The following is a 20,495-nucleotide window of genomic DNA, read 5'->3' as shown; positions in this document are numbered from 1 at the left end:
GGGGTCAAGGCGCGACGGGCACCGCCGAAGGCGCCGACGGCAGGCGGTAGGAGGCGCAGGCCGCCGGGATCCGCACCCCGCTGAAGCGAAGCTGGGTGAGGCGACGGTGGTACGCGGCGCCGTGCAGCAGGTGGCGTGCCACGTCGGCGACCCGGCGTCGGCCGGGGTCGGCCAGGACGGAGCCGGCGGCCCAGTCGTTGAACGCGCCCATCGCCGGCCCGCACCAGACCTGATAGTCGCCGGCGCGCTCGGCCGCGCCGGCGACGGCCCAGCGCGACGACTGGCCGAGGTACCAGCGGAAGACCAGGGCCATCCGGTGCCTGGGGTCGAACTCGGCGCGCAGGAGTTGTTCGGGGTGGTGCTCGGCGAGATAGTCCGCGGTCTCCCGCCAGACCTCCGACAGCGGGCGCCGGAACACCTTCGCCTCCAGGCGCCGGCGGTCCGGGGCGGGGAGTTCGTCCAGGCCGGCATGGGCACGGTAGAGATCGTGCAACCGGCGCGCCCGGCCGGCGAAGAGGCTGCCGCTGCGGAGTACCTGGACCTCGGCACCCCCCTCGAACATGTCAGCGGCCGGAGCCATCGCGTAGTCGGCGGGCCCGGCCGCGGCGAGCAGGGCCTTGACCGCCGGTGAGGTGCCGGCCTCCAGACAGGCCTGGTTCACCGAGCCGGTGACGACGTAGGCCGCGCCCAGGCTGAAGGCGGCCAGGGCCGCCTCCGGGGTGCCGATGCCGCCGGCCGCGCCGACCCGTACCGGCGCCGCCGCGGGGCCGAGCTCGCGGGCGATGCGGTCCCGCAGCCGCAGCATCGCGGGCAGCGCGGTGATCAGCGGGCGGCGGTCGGTGTGCCCCGCGGAGTCCGCCTCGACGGTCAGGTCGTCCGCCATCGGGACCAGCCGCGCCAGCGTGACCTGCTCGGCGGTGACCTCGCCACGGTCGAACAGGGCGCGAACCATCGGCTCGGGGGCCGGACGGAGGAACAGCTCGGCCACCTCGGCGCGGGACACTTTGGCGATCAGCCGGTTCTCGGCGTACGTCCCGCCCCCCGGGCCGGGGCGCAGTCCCGCCACCCGGTAGCGGACCAGATCGGGGGTGAGCTGGACGAATGCCGAGGCCTCGACGCAGCGCAGCCGGTGTTTCAGGTAGAGGTCGACAACCGCTCGCTCCAGGCGCGGGGCGTGCGGTGTGTGGATGAGGTTGGCGGCGTGGGGCAAGCCGGGGATCTCCCGGGCGAGCCGCGTCAGGGCCCGCTCGACCCGTTCGGGGGGCAGACCCGCGGCGCCGTAGGAGGCGAGGAAACCGGCGCGGGCCAGCGCGGCCACCAGCTCCTCGGAGGCGATGCCGGTGGCCATGGAACCGGCGAGGTACGAGTGGGCCACGCCGTGACGGCCGCGGAAGCCGGACTCGCCGAGCTGGGTGGACGGCATCGGCCCGGCGACGGCCAGGAGGGTCAACGGGCCGCCTGCGACGGGCGGTTCGGCGGTGGCGCCGATCCGGTCCCCGTTCCGGACGATATAGCACGGGGCGTCCAGGTCGGCGAGGACGGCGTACACCCCGTCCGGGTCGTAGCGCACCGTCATCGCGCCACCTTCCCGTCGGCCGCCCCGCCGGTCGCCCCGCCGGTCGGCAGGATCTCGACGCCGATGTTGTCCACCTGGTAGATCCGCAGGTCGTCACGCCATACGCTGCCGTCGGCGACCAGGAGAAGACCGTCGCCCTGACGCCGCACCCGGCGGATATGAACCTCGCCGCGCATCCGGCGGTGACCGGGCGTGATCTGCCCTCGGTACTTCCAGGCCAGCTCGACGTCGACCGCGGGCCGCGCGGCCGGGTCCGGCAGGGAGTCGGTGAGGCCGGTGTGCAGCGCGTACGCCGCGACAGACTGAAACAGCGCCTCGACGCCCACCGAACCGGGCATCACCGGGTCGAAGCGGAAGTGGTGTGCCATGAACCAGTCGTCCTTGGGCACGGCCCGCTCCCACAGCAGGTAGCCGGCGCCGTGTTCGCCGCCGTCCGGCACCAGGTCGGCCTGGCGCAGCAGCGCGAACCGCCCGCGGCCGAGCCGGGTGTCGTGGGAGAGGTCGAGTCGGCGCAGCCCCGGGGGCCGCGCCGGAAGGCGGTCCAGCCAGGGCGGAGCGTACCGTCCGCCGTCGAGCCCCTGTTGGTTGTCCAGGACCTCCTGGGTGAGGAAGCCGTGGACCGACTCGCCCGAGTAGACCGGCCCGTCAGGAAGGCTGAGCTGGTAGGCGTAGCGGTGGAGGATCGCCCCCGGCAGCTTCGAGTGGTCGGCCAGCGTGGTGCGGTGCCGCAGGGCGAGCCCGCGCGGGTCGGCGTGCCGGAGCAGGGTGGCGCGACCCTCCAGGTTCCGGCAGACGAAGGCGCTGTCGCGATGCTGGTGAAGGATGCCCTGGATCGCGCTCAGCTGGGCGGCGGCCTGGAGGCTGGACTCCATGTACAGGAGATTGGGCACGGCGCCGGAGCCGTTCTCCCGGCAGAACCAGGGGTCGGGGTGGACGGCGTACTCGCTGGTGAGGGTGGCGCCCGGCCGGAAGTCGAGCGGCTCGGTGTCGTAGTCGAGCGCCCGGTCGACCATCAGCAGGTCGCCGCGCGGCAGTCGGGGCCGTACGGTCACCGGGGACGCCGAGATCATCTGGGGGTCCCCGGTGACGGCCGAGAGGTCGCCCTCGGCCGAGTGGGCGAGCAGCATCCGCTGAAGCGCGCCGCGCTGCCGCAATGACTCAAGGGCGGTGGGGGAGTCCCGCGCCTCCCAGACCGTCAGGGCGCCGAGGCCGGTGCCCGGCGGCTCTCGGAGGGCGACGCCGATGCCGTACAGGCGGGCCACCGGCCGGTCGCCGGCGAGGACCACGGCGTCGGCGACGGCGTGCGGGCGGGGCACGAGTCCCACCTCGGCCACGTCGACCTCGCAGCGAAGGGCGGCCCCGAGCGCGGTCGGGTCGATCACCTCGACGACGGTCGGACCGCCCTCCCAGGGCTGGAAGCGTGGGTCGGGCAGGCACAGGTGCAGCCCGCAGTGGAGCGCGTACACCTGCAGCACGCCGGCTATGGCCTCGGCCAGCCGCGCGGTGGCGTCCGCTCCCCCCGCCGGACCGCCGCCGTGGAAGGTCAGCTCGGCGGTCACCTTGCCCTGTCCGTACCGGCCGCCCTCGCAGGCCAGCTCCGCGACGGTGCGGATCAGCCGCGGGGCCGGTCCTGGCAGCCGCGGGCCGGTGCCCTCGCCCTCGAAGTCGGGGCCGAGGACCTCTGCGAGGAATCCGCCGGCGAGCGCCCGCACCTCCTGCCAGGTCAGCCGGGACCGTCGGGTGACCGCCAGCGGGCGGAACTGCCGCGGGTAGCCGGGCACTTCACGCTCCGGCCAGGGGTCCTCGCCCGGCAGCGGCTCGGTGGCGTGCCCGGGCGACAGGAAGCCGCCGGTGCCGGTGGCCTCCACCAGGAGGTTCCCCTCGACGTGGACCTGCCAGTCGAATGTGAAGCGTGTGCCGCGCTCGTCGCGGTGGACGGCCACGGCGCCCGCCCGGACTCGGAGCTCCGCTCCGGCCTCCGGCAGCTCCCGGTGCCAGGTGAGGACGGTGCGACCAGGCCGGTAGACGGTGCCGGCCGGCGCGAGGCCGCGTTCCCCGAGCAGCGGAAAGGCCGCCGCGGCGGTGTCGAGGATCCACGCCGGGTCGGCCTGGCCTGCCACGCTGTAGGCCGAGTCCGCCGGGACGGTCCGGACCAGCTCGACGCGCGCCGGGCGGTCCACGGGATGCGGGGCGGGCGCCGCCGAAGGCCGCGCGCCCGGCGCGCAGCGCGCGAGGAGGTGCCGCTGGACGGCCTCGTGGGCCTCCAGTACCGCGGCGTGCGCGCGGCTGACCCGGTCGGCGATGTCGCGCGCGAGGTGGCTCAGGTCGCCGGGGTCCCGCGGGGCGGGCGGAGTCGGCGGGGCGGACAGGGCGGGAAGAACGGGAAGGAGGAACGGCTCACCTTCGAAGCCCAGTTCCTCGACCGCTTCGAGCCCCGATCCCTCGACAGCGGCGACAGCGGCGACGGCGGCGACGGCGGCGTCGGCTGCGCCGCCGTCGGCGTCGGGTGTGCGAACGCCGGTGTCAGCCATGCCGCCCCCCGCGCTCAGCGGGCAGGAAGATCCCGCTGTCCCTCATCTCCGGCGAGGTGAGGATCATGCCGATCCGGCCCCACCGCTGGAGCACCTTTCCCTCCGGGGTGCAGGCGGTGACCGTGCAGATCAGATGAAGCGGGCTCTCCTCGACCGATTCGGCCACGAGGACGAACGGCGCGTCCGCGGGCAGCGGCGCGAAGAGCTCGACCCGCTCCACCGACACCGGCAGGCAGAGCAGGCCCAGGCGCTGGCGGCCGAGCAGCGCCGCCGCCTGGAGCAGCAGGTCGGCGAGGGCCGGGCTGTACCTGGCCCCGGCGAAGGCGCCCTGGCCGAAGACCGGGTCGGCCATTCGGGCGGCGAGGACAAGCCTGCCGGGCCGCTCTTCCAGCGTCGGGCCGAGGCCACGCAGGGTCGGGCCGTGGAAGAGGAAGCCGTCGTACGCCTCGTGGGTCTGTGGGTCGAAGTCGGGGAGCTCGGGGAGGCCGGGGAGTTCACAGGCCGACAGGTCGATGTCCGGCGGCTGGGCGGCCCGTTTCTCGGGGACGAAGCCTCCCGCGAAGCGGAGCACCTGCGCAGCGCCCTCCCGCTCGCTGTGGAGCCGGACCGTGATGGCGGCCGTGTCTCCATTTTCGGGCCTCTCGGGCGGCGATACCGTCAGCAGGAAGCGGTCGTCCTCCGCCGAGCCGTCGAAGACCAGCCCCTTGCTGATCTGGAAGTCGCGGCACTCGACCACGGGCTGCCCGCCGTGCATCGCCTCCACGACGCGTACGCCCCAGCCGACCGCGGCCGTCAGGGGCAGCACCGGCCAGCCGTGGATGCGGTGGTCGGCGAGCAGCGGCTCGGCGGCGAGCTCCGCCATCCGCCGCTCCATGACCACGCCGTCGGCCGGCAGCGTCTCGCTCCGCCGGTACATGGGCTCCAGCGGGCCGATGACGGTCACCAGGTCCGCGGCGCGGTCGGGGCTCATCTGCTCGGTGAAGTAGCCGGTACCGGCGTCCCGGGCGAGCAGCGGCACACCATGCTGCATGAAGAGCTTCTGGACGCCGGGGGTGGCCATGCCGCCGGCCCACGGTCCCCAGGCCAGGGCGGTGACGTGGCGGCCGGGATGCCTGGCCTTCCAGGCGCAGGCGAACCGGCTCAGCGCCTCGTTGGCCAGGGCGTAGTCGGCCTGCCGGAGGTTTCCGTAGATGCCGGAGACGGAGGTGAAGACGACCAGGCGACGAAGGTGTTCGGCGTCGAGCGCGGCCAGCACGTTGCCGAGTCCGGTCAGCTTCGTGCCGACCACCCGCCCGACACCGTCCGCTTCCTTGTCGGCGAGGAACTGGTCGGCGAGGACGCCTGCCCCGTGGATGACGCCGGTGACCCGGTCGGCGTGCGGGCGCAGCGCCGCGCCCACCGCCGCGGCGTCGGTCAGGTCCACGGCCACGTACGCGGCCTCGGCTCCCGCGTTGTGCAGGGCGGCCAGGGTGGTGCGGATCTCCCGCCCGCTGGTGATCTCGCGGACCTGCCGGGCGATCAGCTCGACGGCGGCCGGCTCCTCGGGGTCATGGCCGGTGGCGCTCAGATGTGCGGCGGCGGCGGCCGTCAGCTCCTCCTTGCCGTCGAGTCCGGCTGCCCAGTCCGGCTCGTCCGCCGACGGTGTGCTGCCGAGCAGCAGGAAGCCGCAGGGCACCTGGCGCGCCAGGGCGATGGCGCACCAGGCGGTGATGCCCCGCGCGCCGCCGGTGACCAGGAGGACGTCGTCGGCGGTCAGCTCCGCGGGCGGCTCGACGGCCCCGCCCTGGCCGTCCGGTGCGGCCGGGTCGACCAGCCGCACCGGCTCGCCGACCAGGACCGGCGTGCGGCGCCCGGCCGGGTGGCGGGCGACCTCGTGCACATCGACGGCGGCGTCGGCGATCTCGCCCGCGAGGCAGGCGCCGACCTCCTCCTCGGTCAGCTCGGGGGCCAGGTCGACCGTCCGGCAGAAGAGCTCGGGCGCCTCCAGGGCCAGCGACTTGACCAGCCCGGTGACGCCGCCGGCCAGGGCCCGCTCGGGTTCGCCGCCCGAGCCGGCGTAGCCGAGCGCGCCGTCGAGCCGGGTGACGGCGACGAACCCGGCGCGGGTGCCGCCGGCCACCGCCCCGCCGAGGGGCGTACGCAGATGCTTGGCGACCAGGACGGCGTGGGCCAGGCGGAGCACGGCACCGTCGCGATCGGTCCGCGGGTCGCGGCTGAAGGGCAGCAGACACAGATTGAGGCGCGGCACGGCAGCACCGAGGAGGCTGACCTGCTCCGCCAGGCTCTCCTCGCCCCAGTCGGCCAGGTGCCAGGTGTCCGGTTCGGCCGCTCCGGACGCGGTTCGCGTCCCGGGCAGCGTGAGCCGGCCGACCCACCAGCCGTGCGACTGGAGCGCCGTGGCGATCCAGTCGGCCAACTCCCCGCCGTCATCGACCAGTACGGCGCGGGGCGGCTCACCATAGGCGCCGAGCAGTACGTCCGGCTCGGGCAGGCGGCGCCAGCCGATGTGTGCCCGGCCCAGCGGCACGGAGGTGGCGACGCGGAGATTGGTGGTGGGGTTCTTCAGCACCTCGGGGATCAGCGTGGCGAAGTCCCTGACCGTTCGGGCCGCCGTGAAGCGGAAGATCTCCTCGCGGGAGAAGACGGGGTAGCGGCGCCAGAGTTCGGAGGCGATCTCCAACTGCTTGAGGGAGTCGATGCCGAGCTCCGTCTGCAGGTCGATGTCGGGATCGATCATGTCGATCGAGTAGCCGGTCTTCTCGGCCACCACCTCGCGCATCACCTGCTCGATCTCCAGGGGGTCGAGGTTGGCCAGCTCGGCGCGGAGCTCGGGGTCGATCGCGACGTCGAAGTCGGTGTCGCGGAGCATTTCGAGGGCGGATTTGCCGCTCGGCGCGGCGGCTTCGCCGGGTGCGACGGGTCCGTCGGGCTCGAGGGGGACTGGGCTCTCCGGCGCCCCGTCCACTGAGGGGAACCGACCGGTGTGCGAGGGCGTTTCGAGCGCCTGCCCGTCGGCCGCGGCCAATGCGGCCGCCGCCACTCCGCTCGCCGTTCCGTTCACGCCGTTCAGGGGCCCGTCGGAGGTGCCGTTGGGCGCATACCCTGTCGGCGTCCCGCCCGCCGGGAGGCGTAGCAGGTCGCTCAGCACCTCACTGGCGCGGGCGTGAGCCTCGCCGAGCGCCAGACTGTGGTCGCGGACGGCGGTGATCCCGGCGAGGACCGCTTCGGCCGAGCCGTTGCCGACGCCCTCGTTCAGCAGGCTCACCAACTGGTCGGCGGTCCGAAGCTGCCCGTCGAGGTAGCGGGTGTGCATCGTGAGGTGCTCGGCCGCGGCGCGCCCCAGCGGATCGTCGTGAGCGGGGGCCGCGGACTGCCGCCCGGCAACGGGCTCCGGCTCCTGGCCTACGGGCTCCGCCAACCGGTAGGGCGTGCCGAGGACGCGCTGGTACGCCTCCTGGCGGGCGATCGTGGCGAACTGCGGGCCGTCGAGGACCCGGGCCACCGCGGACGCGACGGGGCTCGGCGGCACCGGCTCGTCGTACCGGTCGATGCCGGTCAACGGCAGTCCCAGTACGGTCAGTTGGACGGCGGCCTGCTTCAGGGCGAGCGCGCTGTCGCCGCCGGTGCCGATGTCCGTCCAGACGATGTCCACCCCATGTTCGCCGAGTGTCTGCTCGACGAACTGGGAGAGCGTGCGCTTGGGCCCGAACTCCACGAAGACCCGGAAGCCGTCCGCGTACATCTCCCGCAGTCTGGCTTGGAAGTCGACGGTGTTGACGATCTGCCGGGCCAGCACCTCGCGGTTCGCCTCTGGGGCGTCGCCATAGTTCGCTCCCGGCGTGTTCGCGTACACCGGAACGCGCGGGGCACGGAGCGGGATGTCGGCGAGGTCGTGGGCGAAGGAGGCGACGGCGTGCCGGACATGCGGGGTGTGGAAGGCCGCCTCGACGGACAGCCGCTGCGCTGGGATGCGGCGCTCGCCGCAGGTGGCGATGAACCGCTCGACGGCGGCCGTGGGACCTCCGATCACCACCACCTCGGGCGCGTTCCGGTTGCACACCGTCACCTCGGGGAACTCGGCGAGGAGGGAGTCGAGCAGGGCCGGTGAGGTGCGCACGCTGGCCATGGCGCCCGGGTCGTGCCCGGCCCCGTCGGCGGGCGGGGCCATCGTCCGGGCGCGGGCCGCCGTGGCGGCGAGGAAGCCGGCGTCGTCGAGACAGTCGGCGGCCCACAGGGCGGTCAGCTCGCCGAAGCTGTGGCCGAGCACGCCGTCCGGGGCGAAGCCGAGTTCGGTGAGGTAGCGGAACTGCCCCATCGACAGCGCCCCGATGGCAGGCTGGGCGTAGGCGGTACGGCGCAGCCGCTCGGAGGCGCGCCGCAGGTCCTTCCCGTCCCGCCCGGGCGCCGGGTAGACGACGTCGGACAGCAGATCGTGGGGCGGATTCCCCTCCAGGTACGGCGCGTTGGCCGCGTCGAAGGCGGCACGCACCGGCGGGACGGACAGAAGCGCCTCGCGGCCCATGTTGACGTACTGGCTGCCCTGACCGGCGAAGAGCGCCGCCGCCTTGCCGCCTGCGGGGAGCGCGGCGGCGCGGTACCAGATGCCGTCCGCGTGGGTCCAGCTCGCGCGGCCCGGGTGCGCGTCGAACTGTGCCATGGCCTTGGCGAGCAAGTCGGGACAGGAGTCGTCGGTGGCGACGAAGCCCAACCGGGCGTGGTCGGCGGGTATCTCGTCGACGGGGCCGGGCCGCTCGCCACGTTCGAGCAGTTCGCGCAGCGCCTCGGGGGTCGGGGCGTGCCAGAGATGGGCTCGCGGGGTGGTGTGAAGAGTGCGCGTCGCGCCGGTCGCATCGCTGGGGGGTTGGTGTTCCTCCAGCACGGCGTGCACGTTGACCCCGCCGAAGCCGAACGCGGAGACTCCCGCACGGCGCACCGGGCGCCGCGGGTCGCGGATCCACGGGCGGGTGGTGGTGTTGACGTACAGCGCCGCGTCCTCCTGCCGGGCCGCGGCGCTGGGGGTCCGGACGTTGATGGTGGCGGGCAGCACCTTGTGGTGGAGGGCGAGGGCCGCCTTGATCAGCCCGGCCGCGCCGGCCGCCGCCTTGGTGTGCCCGATCTGGGATTTCACGCTGCCGACAGCCGCGTACCGCCGGTCATCGGGCGTTGCCATCAGTGCATTGAGCGCGCCGAGCTCCACTTCGTCGCCGGTGCGGGTGCCGGTGCCATGGGCCTCGATCAGCCCGACCGAGGACGGCGGGCAGTCGGCGTCCTGGTAGGCCCGGCGCAACGCGGTGAGCTGGCCGTCTCCGCAGGGCGCGAAGATGCTCTGGGATCGGCCGTCGCTCGAGGTGCCGAGGCCGCGGATGACGGCGTAGACCCGGTCGCCGTCGCGCTCGGCGTCAGCCAGCCGCTTGAGGGCCAGCATCCCGATGCCCTCTCCGACGAGGGTGCCATCGGCATCCTCGTCGAAGGGGCGGATCTCGCCGCTCGGCGACAGCGCCGGGGTCTTGCTGAAGCACATGAAGGAGAAGATGGTGTTGTCCGCGTCGCAGCCGCCCGTGATCATGAGGTCGGCGCGATGCCCGGCCAGCTCGCTGACGGCCATCCGCAGCGCGGCGAGGGAGCTGGCGCAGGCGGCGTCCACGGTGCCGTTGAACGCGCCGAGGTTGAGGCGGTTCGCTATTCGGCCGGAGACCACGTTACCGAGGAAGCCGGGGAAGGAGTTCTCCGTCCAGGGCGGGAAGGCCGCCGTGTACCGGCGCGCGATCTCCTCCGCGTCCCGCTCGCTCAGGCCGCAGCTCAGGACCGCCGCCTTGAGCGCGGGCGTCTGGAGCCGCGCCGCCAGTGGCATCATGCTCGAACTCCCCCCGCACACCCCGAGCACCACCCCGGTCCGCGCCGGGTCGTACCAGCCGGAGGTGTCGCAGCCGGCGTCCCGCAGCACATCCTGGGCCACGTGGAGGCTGAGCAGCTGGATCAGCCCGGTGGCGTCCAGGGTGTTCGGGGGGATGCCGAACTCGCGGGGGTCGAAGCGGAACGGGGGCAGGAAGCCGCCGCGTCGGCAGTAGGTCTTGTCCTCGGCGAAGGGGTCGGGATCGAAGTAGTCGGCGACGCTGAACCGGGTTGCCGGGACCTCCTCGGTGCAGTCGGTGCCGTCCACGATGTTGCTCCAGAACTCCCGCACGTTCATGGCCCGGGGGAAGAGTCCCGCCAGCCCCACGATCGCGATCGGGTTTCGGGCCAGCCGGTTGTCGATGGCGTCAGCCAACATAGGGGCTCTCCTGAGGGGAATCGGGAAAGGTCCGGGATGGCCGTCGGGACGCTCAACTGCCCTCGGGAGTCTATGAGATGAGAGCTGGTGTTCGGCAGTTCTTGTTGATCACGTTTCGGCGGCTGTGCAGGCTGCGACGAGCGCGGTTTCTTCGAGGGATGCCTGGTAGGGGCGGCGAGGCTGTGGCGGCCACTCCACACCGGAAAGCCGGGAAGTTCACCCGTACGAGGGAGGGGCGCACCCCGGTTACCCACCGGTACCCCTATTCCGCGAATCTCTGTGCCACGACTATGGTCACCCCGAGCCGGCCGGTACCTCTCAGTTCGCAGATGTGCCCGCCGGACAGCGGCAGAGGGTGCGAGGGAGACAGGCGATGACCCGGGCGGCGCGGGACGACGGTGACGTCGAGGCTGATGATGGTGTGCTCAGGAAGGTGTCCGATGCCCAGCTGACCAAGTTGCTGCGGACGGGCACCCCGGCCGCCTATCCGGCCCTGCGAGAGTTACGCGGGCGCCACCGTCCCTCGGTCCTCGCGTACGCCCGCGTGTGCACGGCCGACGAGAACGCGGCCCGGCGGCTCACCGCCCAGGCGTTCGCGCTCGCGGCCCGCGACACGGTCCGCGGCAGCGAACCCCACGGCCCCTGGCGCCACCAACTCCTCCTGCTGGCACATCGCGTGGCCGCCTCCTGGGCCGCCGAAGAACGCGCCGCCTGCCTCGACACCGACCTGCTCACGCGGGTGCACTGGGCCGGCCCCGAGGCCCCTCTTCCCCCGATGCTCGCCGCGTTCCAGGAACTTCCGGCCCGTGGGCAGGGCCTGCTCTGGTACGGCGTCGTCGAACAGGAGCCGCCGGAGCGGGTGGCCAATCTGTTGGGCCTGTCCCCACAGGAAGTGGCGTACGGCATCGAACCGGCGCTCTGGCGGCTGCGTCAGTCCCTGCTGAAGACCCGGCTGGACGCTTCCGGCCATCAGCACTGTCAGGGCTTCCAGCGGCTGATCGAGGAGTCGGTACGACCCGGCACCCAGCGCTGCAACGCGGATCTGCACACCCACATGGGGCACTGCGGGCACTGCGCCACCGCGTACGAGGAGCTGTCGCAGCTGCGCGACACTCCCCGCACGACGCTGGCGGAGGGACTGCTCCCGTGGGGTGGCGCGGCATACGCCAGGGGCGACACGGGCGAGCAGACCAGAGCCGGCACCGACGGACTCACGAACGGGTGGCCCTCCCGGCGGATCGCGCTGGGTGCTACGGCCGTGGGTGCGGCGGTGGCCCCGCTGCTGGTGTATCTGTTGGTCTCGGGCGGTTCGGAGCATGTGCAAGCCGCGAGCAGCGTCCGCACGCCACCGTCCTCGCCGACGCCCACGGTGACGGCCCCCCGGACGCCATCCCCCTCCCCGACGCCGCGGACGAAGTCGTCGAGCCCGACTCCGACTCCGACCCCGACCGCGTCGAAGACGGCACAGCCGGCGCTCCCGAAGGCGACGCCCAAGCCCAAGCCGAAACCGACGGCTCAGCCGCCTGCGGCCCATCCCCCGAACGGCACGTACGCCCAGATGGTGAACGTCGCCTCGGACCTGTGCCTCGACATCCGCGATGGGGTGATGGACCTGGGCACGGACGTCATCACCGCGCCCTGCACGTCCTCCGCTACGCAGCGCTGGCGCGTCGACGCCGCGCGCGGTGTCCTCCAGTCGTTCGCCGATCCCGGCTTCTGCCTGGACAGCCGGGGTTCCACGGACAAGGGCATCGGCATCTGGGAGTGCTCCGCTCTCCACAGCCGTAACGGCCAGAACCTGCGCTTCACCGTCGACTCCCGCGGGGTGGTCCGCCCGGCGATCGCCTCGGGCCACGCGGTGACACCGTTCTGGGGCGACGCGCTGTTCCTGCTGCCGGACCAGGGCGGCGAGGAGCGGCGGTGGAAGGCGGGGGCGAAGTGATCAGGCGTTGCCACCACCGGGGGGCGCGCTACTGAGAGGCCGAGGGCCGGCCCTCGCAGAGCGCCGTCCGGACGGCGGCCTTCATATCGTCGTCCTGCGCGTCCGAACTACCCGGGCCGACGTTCACCATGACCGTCGCCCGCCTGCCGTCGACCGTGGCACCGCCCGCCGTCGCGTACCCCAGGATGTCGCCGCTGTGCCCCCAGTAGAGGCCGCCGCAGGGCAGTGGCCTGCTCTCCAGACCGAGGCCGTACGCCCGGCCGTCCGGGTTGCCGGTCGGCCGGGTCTTCATCATCTCCCGCAGTTGGGCCGGGCGCAGCAGCCTGCCGCGTACGAGCGCGTCCAGGAACCGGTTGAGGTCGGCACCGCTGGAGATCATCTCGCCGGCCGAGCCCGCGACCGAGGGGTTGATCAGGGTGATGTCCATGAGCGGCGCGTCCTCGCCCGGCCGCACGTACCCGCGCGGGTGCGGTCCGGGGATCGCCGAGGCGTCACCCGGCACGTATGTGGCGCGCAGGCCGAGCGGCGTGATGATGCGCCGGCGGATCTCCTCGCCGTACGTGTGGCCGGTCACCTTCTCGATGACCATGCCGGCCAGCAGGTAGCCCGTGTTGGAGTAGCGCCAGCCGGTGCCCGGCTCGAAGATCGGGGGATGGGCGAGCGCGATCTTCACCAGGTCACGCGTGTCGTGGTGGGCCAGCGGGTCGTTGAGGACCTCCTTCGGGCTGAGGTAGGTGAGGATGTCGGGCAGGCCGCTGGTGTGCTGCAGCAGCTGACGGACGGTGATCCTTCGCCCGTCGTTGCCGTGTCCGCGGACGACGCCGGGCAGATAGCGCTCCACCGGCGCGTCGAGGACGACGCGATACTCTCCCACCAGCTGGAGCATGACCGTCGCCACGAACGGTTTGGTCATGCTGCCGATCCGGAACCTGCTGTCACGGCGCACCGGCGCGTGGCTCTTCACATCCGCGACACCGCTGGTCAGCATCGCGCCGCCGCGCCGGTCCCGCATCTCGACGAGCGCTCCGGGCCCGCCGTCGACCGTGGTCAGCCGGTGCAGGAGGCCGCGCAGCCGAGCGTGGTCGGCGGCGTTGGTGGACTCGGCGGCGTTGACCGTGGCGGCGGTGTTTCGCCGCGGCATGTCGTTACCCGTCGACGTGCCCATCGCGACACCGACCGCCAGGGCCAGTGTGAGTGCGCCACCCAGTGCACGCTTGTGCTTGATCACGTGTGCCCCCTTGATCGTGAGGCCGGCATGCTAGGGATCGCGGTGTTCGCCCCACATCACCCGAGAGAGCCACCGTTCACGTCGTACCGGAGGGGTACCGGAGTGACGCCATGACTCTTGACCCTGCCCAAAGGTGAAGGCGGACAGTATCCGTGGCGACCACGCCGGCGAGCCGAGCGCGCTTGGCTCGGACCGAACCCCGATGAGAGGATTCCGCATTGGACGACGACGCCCTCCTGGCAGAGCAGATGGCCTACTACAGGGCCGGCGCGGCCGAATACGACCGGCCCTACGCGGAGCGCGAAGAGCTGCGGGAGTTGCTGGCTGTCGTTGATGAACTCCCGGTTGCCGGGGATGTGCTGGAGCTGGCCTGCGGAACGGGCCAGTGGACCCCGCTTCTCGCCGCGCGGGCGAAGTCGGTGACGGCTGTCGACGCGGCAGCCGAAGTGTTGGCCCTCGCGCGTGCGCGTGCCGCTTCCCCCGCCGTTCAGTTCATCCAGGCCGACCTGTTCGAGTGGCGGCCGCCACAGCGCTACGACACGGTGTTCTTCGCCTTCTGGCTCTCCCATGTCCCGCCGACGCGGTTGCCCGACTTCTGGAACACCGTCGCCGCCGGGCTCGTGCCGGGGGGCAAAGCGATCTTCATCGACGATGGCCCCGCGGCCGCCGCGGAGGAGGAAGTCCTCGCGGACCAGCCGGTCCCGGCGGCGTTGCGCCGACTCGATGACGGCAGCCAGTACCGCATCGTCAAGGTATTCCACGAGGTCCGGACACTGACGGACGACCTCACAGCGCTGGGGTGGTCGGTCCGTATCCGGCCCATGGCCGGGAGCTTCATGGGCATCGCGGAACCGCCGACCACCTCTGGCTGAGAGAGAGGTTCAAAGGGCGAGGGTGCAGACGACCGAGGGAACGTGTGCTGCCGGGGCGGGCCGACTGAGGGCTCCGGTGGGCAGGACCCGCAGTACGGCGAGTGTGCCGCTGTGCTGGTTGGCCACGAGCAAGTGGCCGGCGACCAGAGCGAGGCCGCGGGGCCAGATCCCGCCGCTGGGGACCTCGCCGATCGGCTGGAGGCTGGTACCGGTCACCCGGAAGGCGGCCACTGTGTCGGCGCCGCGGTTGGTCACCCAGACGAAGCGTCCACAGGGCGAGGCGACGATTCCGCCGGGCTGGTTGGCGACGTCCGGGACCGTGGTGGCGGGGACGCGGGAGACCTCGGCCAGGGTGCCGGTGTCGGGGTCGTAGCGGTGGCAGGTGAGGGTCGAGGACAGTTCGTCCGCGCTCCAGGCATAGGCGCCGTCGGGCGCGAACGCCAGGTGGCGCGGTCCGGACCCGGGGCGCGTCCGGTTCACCGCGATCCGCTGCAGGCGTCCCGTCCCGGTGTCGAGACGGTAGGTGAAGACGGCGTCCGCTCCCAGATCGGTGGCCAGGACGAAGCGGCCGTCCGGGGTGACCAACACCTGATGGGCGTGGCTGGATTCCTGCCGTCCCGCGACCGGGCCCGTCCCTTCGTGGACGGCGACGTCGGTCAGCTCGCATATGCGCCCGTCCGTGTCGAGCCGGTGCACAGCCACGCTGCCCGGCATGGTGTCGCTGCCGTAGTTGGCCGTCAGCAGCCAGTGCCCGTCGGGGTGGACGGTGAGATGGCACGGATTGGCGCCGCCGCTGCTGACCGGGGCTCCGAGCGGGGACAGCACCTCCTCGTCCTGCCGTACGACGGCGCTGACGGCACCGGTGTCGGACTCGTTCGTGCTGTAGATGACGTCCAGAGACGGGTGTGCCGCGAGGAACGAGGCGCCACTGACGGGTACCGGGGACACCCGGGGTTCGTCGGTCAGCGAGCCGGTTTTCGGGGCGAACCGTACGGCGGCGAGCCCGGCACCGTTGCCGCCGGTGTCCGGTGTGTAGGAGCCCGTGAAGACGAGCAGCTCGTCGGGGGAGGGAGTCGGTGTGGGCATGCGAGGGTCCTTGAGGGGCCGGGGTGTGTTCAGCGAACCATGTCGTCGTGGTGGTCGAGCAGGGCCAGCTCGGCACGGCGGGGCAGGCCCTCCCAGTCGCCGGTCGAGCTGACCGCGAAGGCACCGAGGAGAGCCGCCGTCCTCAGCCGCCGCTCCGGCGGCTCACCCGCGAGCAGTTCGGCCAGATATCCGGCGGCGAACGCGTCCCCCGCGCCCACGGTGTCGTGGACGCGGACGGGTACGACGGGCTGCCAGTACTCCTTTCCGTCCAGGAGGGCGAAGGCTCCCGCGTCTCCCAGCTTGATCACGGCGCCGGCGGGCCCGAGGGCACAGATGTTCTTGGCGAGTTGCTCAGGACCGTCGCTGTCGGGCGTTTCAGGGACCATCAGCCGGGCTTCGTACGATCCCGCGAAGACGAGGTCGGCCTTGCGCAGCAGGGGCAGCAGGGTGTCTCCGGCCTTGGCCTCGTCCCACAGCAGGGAGCGGAAGTTGATGTCCAGCGAGATCAGCACTCCGGCGCCGGAGGCGATGTCCACCGCTTGGCGGACGGCCCGGGCGGGCGCGTCGCCCAGCGCCGGTGTGATCCCGGTGATGTGCAGAACGGCCGCGCCGGCCACGAGGTCCTCAGGCACGTCCTGTGGGCAGAGCCGGGCTCCCGCGGTGTGGGTGCGGTAGTACCGGGTGCGACCGCGGGTGGAGATCCGTTGTTCCTTCAGCAGGAGTGAGGTGGGGGCGGTGTCCCGGGTGGCGACGGTGGTGACCCCTTCCGCGCGCAGCTCGCGCAGGATCAGTTCGCCGAGTTCGTCCTCGCTGACGCGGCCGATCCAGGTCGCGGATCCGCCGAGGCGGCTGACTCCGATGGCGACGTTCGACTCCGCTCCGGCTATCCCCAGGCGCATCGTCGTCCCCAGGGCGAGCGAACCGGGTTCCGGCGAGGACAGGACTCCCAGTACTTCGCCGACCGTCACGAGATACGGCTTTGTGGTGAGACCCTTCACGAGTCGGCCTCCTTTTCCGCTGCGGCGGTGGTGACCGCTTCCAGCAGCGTGCGTGCTCTTTCGGCGAGGCGGTCCAGGGCGTCGGGGGTCGGATCGCGATCCGCTCCGCACAGCAGCGGGGAACCGACGCCCACGGCATGGGCGCCCGCGTCCATGAAGAACCGTGCCTGGGTGATCCCGACTCCGCCCACGGCGACGATCGGGATGTGCGGCAGGGGCGCCCGCAACTGCCGCAGGTGGGCGGGGCCGCCGGTGCAGGCCGGGAAGAGCTTGACGGCCGCCGCCCCCGCCTGCCAGGCGGTGGCCACCTCGGTCGGCGTCCAGGCGCCCGGATAACACGGGGTGCCGCCCTGCGCCGCGTGGCCGATGACAGCGGTGTCCACGCCCGGGGCCACCAGAAACTCGGCTCCGGCGGACAGCGCGTCCCGGGCCTGGCCGGTGGTGACGACGGTGCCGGCGCCGACCGCGACGCCGGATCCCAGGTCATCGCGGATACGGGCCAGGACGTCGAGCGCCCCGGGTGTGGTGAGGGTGACCTCCAGGCAGGTGATACCGCCGGCCGCCAGGGCCCGGGCCACCGCGGGCAGCCCGGAGCCGTCGTCCGACCGGAGGATCGCCATGACCCGGGTGCCCAGCAGCTGTGGCGTGATGGCCGGACGGCTGGTCACTTGAGGCCCGAGGTGCTGATACCGGAGACGAAACCGCGCTGCATGATCAGGAAGAGCACGAGCACGGGCACGACGTACATCACGGCGCCCGCGGCGACGAGGTTGCTGAGCTGGGCGCCGTGTTCGTTCACGTAGCCCGTGGCGAGCTTCACCGCCAGGGTGGTGCGGTCGCTGTCCAGCAGCAGGGCGGGGGCGATGTAGTCACCCCAGGTCCAGGAGAAGGACAGGATCAGGCTGGTGGCGATGACCGGCCACGACTGCGGCAGGAAGATGCGCCAGAAGATGCGGATGTGTCCGCAGCCGTCGACGATCGCCGCCTCCTCCAGTTCCTTCGGCATGTTGGAGAAGAACTGCCGGAACAGGAAGATCAGGTACGGGGCGCCGCTCAGGCCCCACAGCACCCATGGCATATAGGTGTTCAGCAGATTGAACTTGGCGAACACCAGGTAGGTGGGGATGAGGGTGATGACATGCGGCAGCATCATCGTCGACATCAGCAGGCCGAAGATGATCCGCTTGCCCCGTGCTTCCAGACGGGCGAAGCCGTAGCCGGCCCAGGCCGAGGCCAGGGTCACCAGCACCGAGTAGATGGTGGCTATCGTCAGGGAGTTGCGGGCGTAGGCGAGGTAGGGGATGTGGGTCAGCGCGTCCTGGAAGTTGCCGAGAGACGGGTGGTGGGGCCACCAGTGGATGGGCAGGACCCGCAGTTCGCCGGCGTCCTTGAGCGCGGTGATGGCCAGCCAGCCGAAGGGGCTGAGGAAGAGGACGAGGAGCGCCACCAGAAGCATGTAGACGGCACTGCGCTTGGCCAGGGTCATCGCTTGCCTCCGAGCGTGCGCGGCTTGGCAGTGGCCGTTTCCGGGGCCGTGTTGTAGAAGACCACGCCCTTGCTGAGCCTGAAGACGAGGAAGGTGATCACCAGAATGCAGGCGAACAGGATCCACAGCAGGGCCGAGGCGTACCCGTACCGGCCGTTGGCGAAGTACTGGGCGAAGACGTTGATCATGTAGAAGTAGTTGCTTTCGGGCACGGCGGTGACGCCGTGCGGGGTGGGGTCGAGCGCGATCAGCAGCGGCATGAAGCTCTGCAGGGCGGCGATGATGCCGGTGACGACCTGGAAGAAGAGGACGGGGGAGAGCAGTGGCAGCGTGATGCGGGTGAAGGACTGCCAGGCGCTGGCCCCATCCATCCGGGCCGCCTCGTGCAGCTCCTTGGGGATGTCCTGAAGCCCGGCCAGCGAAATGATCATGACATTGCCGACTCCCCACAACGTCAGCATGATCAGCACCCAGCGGGCGTAGGGGTCCATCAGCCAGGCGACACCGTTCATGTTGAGGGCGTCCAGCAGGCCGTTGGCGGCTCCGGAGTCGCGGTCGAAGATGAGCTTGAAGGTGAGCGCGGCGCCGACCGGCGGTACCACCGCCGGCAGATACAGGAGGGTGCGGAACAGGCCGCGGGCCCTGATCGGCTGGTTGATCAGTACGGCCAGCAGGAGCCCTGCCACAATGGTCAGCGGCACGGTGATCGCCGTGAACACCCCGGTGCGGGCCAGCGAGTGCAGGGTGTCCGGATCGCTGAGGGCCTCTTTGTAGTTGGCCAGGCCCACGAAGTGGGTGCGGGGGGAGAGCCCGTCGGAGTCGGTGAGGCTCAGCCACAGCGCGTACCCCAGCGGGTAGACCGTCAGCGCCAGGAAGCCCACCAGCCACGGGCCGGCGAAGAGGTAGAAGGCACGGGCCCGGCGCGCCTGCACCGAGCGGGGGCGGGGCGCCCGTCCCGAGTGGGAGTGGCGCGCCCGCCCCGCCGCCCGCCCGTGCGGGGGCGGCGCGAGGGGCTCGGTGGCGGCCCTGGTGACCTCGACGCTCACCCCAGGACCTTCTTTCCGTTGGCGAGCTGCTTGTTCATGGCCGCGTTGAGCTGGTCGGCGATCTTTCCTGCGGAGGTTTTGGACTTGATCGCGCCCGGCAGCACCTTGTTGATGGCCGCGTCCAGGGCGGTGAGCTGGGCATACGGGGAGAAGGTCAGAATGGAGAAGTGCTCCAGCTCCTGCTGCTGCACCTTGTACGCCTGCTTCTGGAACGGCGTGCTCTGGGGCATCTTCGCGTGCAGCGACTTCAGGGTGGGGATGCCCCAGCCACTGGCCGCCCGCTCCTGGGCCGGCTTGCCGCCGAAGTACCACTCGAAGAACTTCCAGGCCAGGTCCTTGTTCTTGGCCTCCTGGGGAATCCAGTAGCCGGTGGCACCGAAGCAGGGGCTGATGCGGTGGCTGCCGAGCTGGGGGGCGGGCGCGAACCGGGACACCTTGGCGAGCTTCGCGTCACCGCCGATCGAGCCGCCGAACCAGTAGCCGTCGCCGGCCATCGCCATGCGCCCGGCCTGGTAGGTGGGCCAGTCCCAGCCGTCCGGGTTGGGGTTGGCCACGTTCGGGCCGATATCGGCCCGGGCGTACTCCAGGTACCACGACAGCGCCTTGAGCGCCTCCGGCGAGGAGAAGTCCACCGAGGCCAGGTCCTCGGCGAACAGGTTGCCCCCGGCCGAGGCGGTCATCCCCATGATCGTACAGAAGGTGCTGAGCCCCGAGGCGTTCACCCCGTACACCTTGACCTTGCCGAGCCGACGCTTGACCAGGCGCTTGCCCATGTCCAGCCACTCGTCCTGGGAGAGCGGCTCGGTCTCGCTGGGCAGGTCCAGCTTGGCCTCCTCGAGCAGGTCGGTGCGATACCAGAACATCGAGTCCTGCGAGTAGTCCTTGGCCATGCCGTAGCGGGGACCGGTGCCCTGCTTCTTCCCGTCGAACCGCCACACGTCGTTGACCGGGTCCAGGTCGGCGACCTTGAGTGCCTTGCTCTTGGCGAAGTACGGGTCCAGCTCGGTCATCACCTGGCGTGCGGCGAAGTACGGCGTGTCCGTCGCGCCGAGACCGCGCACCACGTCCGGCGGGGTCTTGCTGGCCAGCATGGCGTTGAGCTTGGTGGTGTCGTACAGAACAAGCTTGATCTTGCAGCCCAGCGCTGCTTCCGCGGCCTTGATGGTCTTCTTGTCCATCTCGTTTTCGACGGACATGACCGTCAGCGTCGTCTTGCCACCGCCGCCGGAACCGCTGTCATCGACGGATGCGGCGCAGCCGGGCAACGCGGTGGCAGCCAGCGCGGCGCCGGCCGAGACGGTGAGGAAGCGGCGCCGTCCGAGGGGGGACGTGTCAGGGAAGGACATGTTCGTCAGCCTTTCGTGTGCGGGTGTCCGAGCAGGGGAGGGGAGAGGGCAGGCCGCGATGGCCGAGGAGGGAAACCGCTCCGGCAGGGGCAGAGGGCAGGGGCGGCGCATGG

12 protein-coding genes are annotated in these 20,495 nt (G+C 71.9%); 2 read left to right on the top strand and 10 right to left on the bottom strand.

What is annotated here, in order from left to right:
- Positions 1-4 precede the first annotated feature (4 nt).
- From PV419_RS04305 to PV419_RS04295, 3 genes are read right to left on the bottom strand one after another with little or no spacing between them, the layout of a single operon-like run.
- Entirely contained in the window at positions 5-1,576 is a 1,572-nt protein-coding gene (locus PV419_RS04305) for a PfaD family polyunsaturated fatty acid/polyketide biosynthesis protein (RefSeq protein ID WP_319686317.1), read from the bottom strand.
- A complete protein-coding gene (locus PV419_RS04300) occupies positions 1,573-4,107 on the bottom strand; it encodes a 3-hydroxyacyl-ACP dehydratase (RefSeq protein WP_319686316.1) in 2,535 nt (844 codons plus the stop codon). Before PV419_RS04300 ends, PV419_RS04305 begins: the two co-directional genes overlap by 4 nt.
- The gene (locus tag PV419_RS04295) at positions 4,100-10,378 is read right to left on the bottom strand and encodes a polyketide synthase (protein ID WP_319686315.1); all 6,279 of its coding nucleotides are present in this window, start codon (positions 10,376-10,378) and stop codon (positions 4,100-4,102) included. The genes PV419_RS04300 and PV419_RS04295 overlap by 8 nt, the downstream gene beginning before the upstream one ends.
- A gap of 373 nt (positions 10,379-10,751) precedes the next feature.
- Here PV419_RS04295 and PV419_RS04290 point away from each other — a divergent pair, with 373 nt between their 5' ends.
- Positions 10,752-12,320: a ricin-type beta-trefoil lectin domain protein gene (locus PV419_RS04290; RefSeq protein WP_319686314.1), complete on the top strand. Its 1,569-nt coding sequence runs from the start codon at positions 10,752-10,754 to the stop codon at positions 12,318-12,320.
- Positions 12,321-12,348: 28 nt separating this feature from the next.
- Here PV419_RS04290 and PV419_RS04285 read toward each other — a convergent pair whose 3' ends face one another.
- On the bottom strand, positions 12,349-13,548 hold the full coding sequence (locus PV419_RS04285; protein ID WP_319686313.1) for a serine hydrolase domain-containing protein: 1,200 nt from the start codon (positions 13,546-13,548) through the stop codon (positions 12,349-12,351).
- 218 nt (positions 13,549-13,766) lie between these two features.
- On the opposite strand from PV419_RS04285, the gene PV419_RS04280 reads away from it, so the two are divergent.
- Positions 13,767-14,420 carry a class I SAM-dependent methyltransferase gene (locus tag PV419_RS04280; RefSeq protein WP_319686312.1) on the top strand — a complete coding sequence of 218 codons (654 nt, stop codon included), beginning with the start codon at positions 13,767-13,769 and terminating at the stop codon, positions 14,418-14,420.
- A gap of 9 nt (positions 14,421-14,429) precedes the next feature.
- Here PV419_RS04280 and PV419_RS04275 read toward each other — a convergent pair whose 3' ends face one another.
- The 6 genes from PV419_RS04275 to PV419_RS04250 are packed head-to-tail and all read right to left on the bottom strand — an operon-like array spanning position 14,430 to position 20,382.
- On the bottom strand, positions 14,430-15,506 hold the full coding sequence (locus PV419_RS04275; RefSeq protein WP_319686311.1) for a lactonase family protein: 1,077 nt from the start codon (positions 15,504-15,506) through the stop codon (positions 14,430-14,432).
- A gap of 29 nt (positions 15,507-15,535) precedes the next feature.
- Complete coding sequence (locus tag PV419_RS04270; RefSeq protein WP_319686310.1) at positions 15,536-16,504, bottom strand: sugar kinase; 969 nt, start codon at positions 16,502-16,504, stop codon at positions 15,536-15,538.
- The gene (locus PV419_RS04265) at positions 16,501-17,172 is read right to left on the bottom strand and encodes a bifunctional 4-hydroxy-2-oxoglutarate aldolase/2-dehydro-3-deoxy-phosphogluconate aldolase (protein WP_319686309.1); all 672 of its coding nucleotides are present in this window, start codon (positions 17,170-17,172) and stop codon (positions 16,501-16,503) included. Before PV419_RS04265 ends, PV419_RS04270 begins: the two co-directional genes overlap by 4 nt.
- Entirely contained in the window at positions 17,169-17,990 is an 822-nt protein-coding gene (locus tag PV419_RS04260; protein WP_319686308.1) for a carbohydrate ABC transporter permease, read from the bottom strand. The genes PV419_RS04265 and PV419_RS04260 overlap by 4 nt, the downstream gene beginning before the upstream one ends.
- Positions 17,987-19,036 carry a sugar ABC transporter permease gene (locus tag PV419_RS04255; RefSeq protein ID WP_319686307.1) on the bottom strand — a complete coding sequence of 350 codons (1,050 nt, stop codon included), beginning with the start codon at positions 19,034-19,036 and terminating at the stop codon, positions 17,987-17,989. Before PV419_RS04255 ends, PV419_RS04260 begins: the two co-directional genes overlap by 4 nt.
- Positions 19,033-20,382, bottom strand: a complete 1,350-nt coding sequence (locus tag PV419_RS04250; RefSeq protein WP_319686306.1) for an extracellular solute-binding protein — start codon at positions 20,380-20,382, stop codon at positions 19,033-19,035. Before PV419_RS04250 ends, PV419_RS04255 begins: the two co-directional genes overlap by 4 nt.
- Positions 20,383-20,495: the final 113 nt, after the last annotated feature.

Source organism: Streptomyces sp. ME19-01-6, from assembly GCF_033793745.1.
GTDB lineage: Bacteria > Actinomycetota > Actinomycetes > Streptomycetales > Streptomycetaceae > Streptomyces.
Note: the sequence above shows the minus strand (reverse complement) of the source record. Positions and strands in the feature narration are given on the sequence as shown.

What these genes read in the sequence shown, in the direction of transcription:
- PV419_RS04300 (WP_319686316.1), bottom strand. Translation starts at nt 4,107, where the DNA reads ATGGCTGACACCGGCGTTCGCACACCCGACGCCGACGGCGGCGCAGCC.
- PV419_RS04305 (WP_319686317.1), bottom strand. Translation starts at nt 1,576, where the DNA reads ATGACGGTGCGCTACGACCCGGACGGGGTGTACGCCGTCCTCGCCGAC.
- PV419_RS04275 (WP_319686311.1), bottom strand. Translation starts at nt 15,506, where the DNA reads ATGCCCACACCGACTCCCTCCCCCGACGAGCTGCTCGTCTTCACGGGC.
- PV419_RS04260 (WP_319686308.1), bottom strand. Translation starts at nt 17,990, where the DNA reads ATGACCCTGGCCAAGCGCAGTGCCGTCTACATGCTTCTGGTGGCGCTC.
- PV419_RS04295 (WP_319686315.1), bottom strand. Translation starts at nt 10,378, where the DNA reads ATGTTGGCTGACGCCATCGACAACCGGCTGGCCCGAAACCCGATCGCG.
- PV419_RS04290 (WP_319686314.1), top strand. Translation starts at nt 10,752, where the DNA reads ATGACCCGGGCGGCGCGGGACGACGGTGACGTCGAGGCTGATGATGGT.
- PV419_RS04250 (WP_319686306.1), bottom strand. Translation starts at nt 20,382, where the DNA reads ATGTCCTTCCCTGACACGTCCCCCCTCGGACGGCGCCGCTTCCTCACC.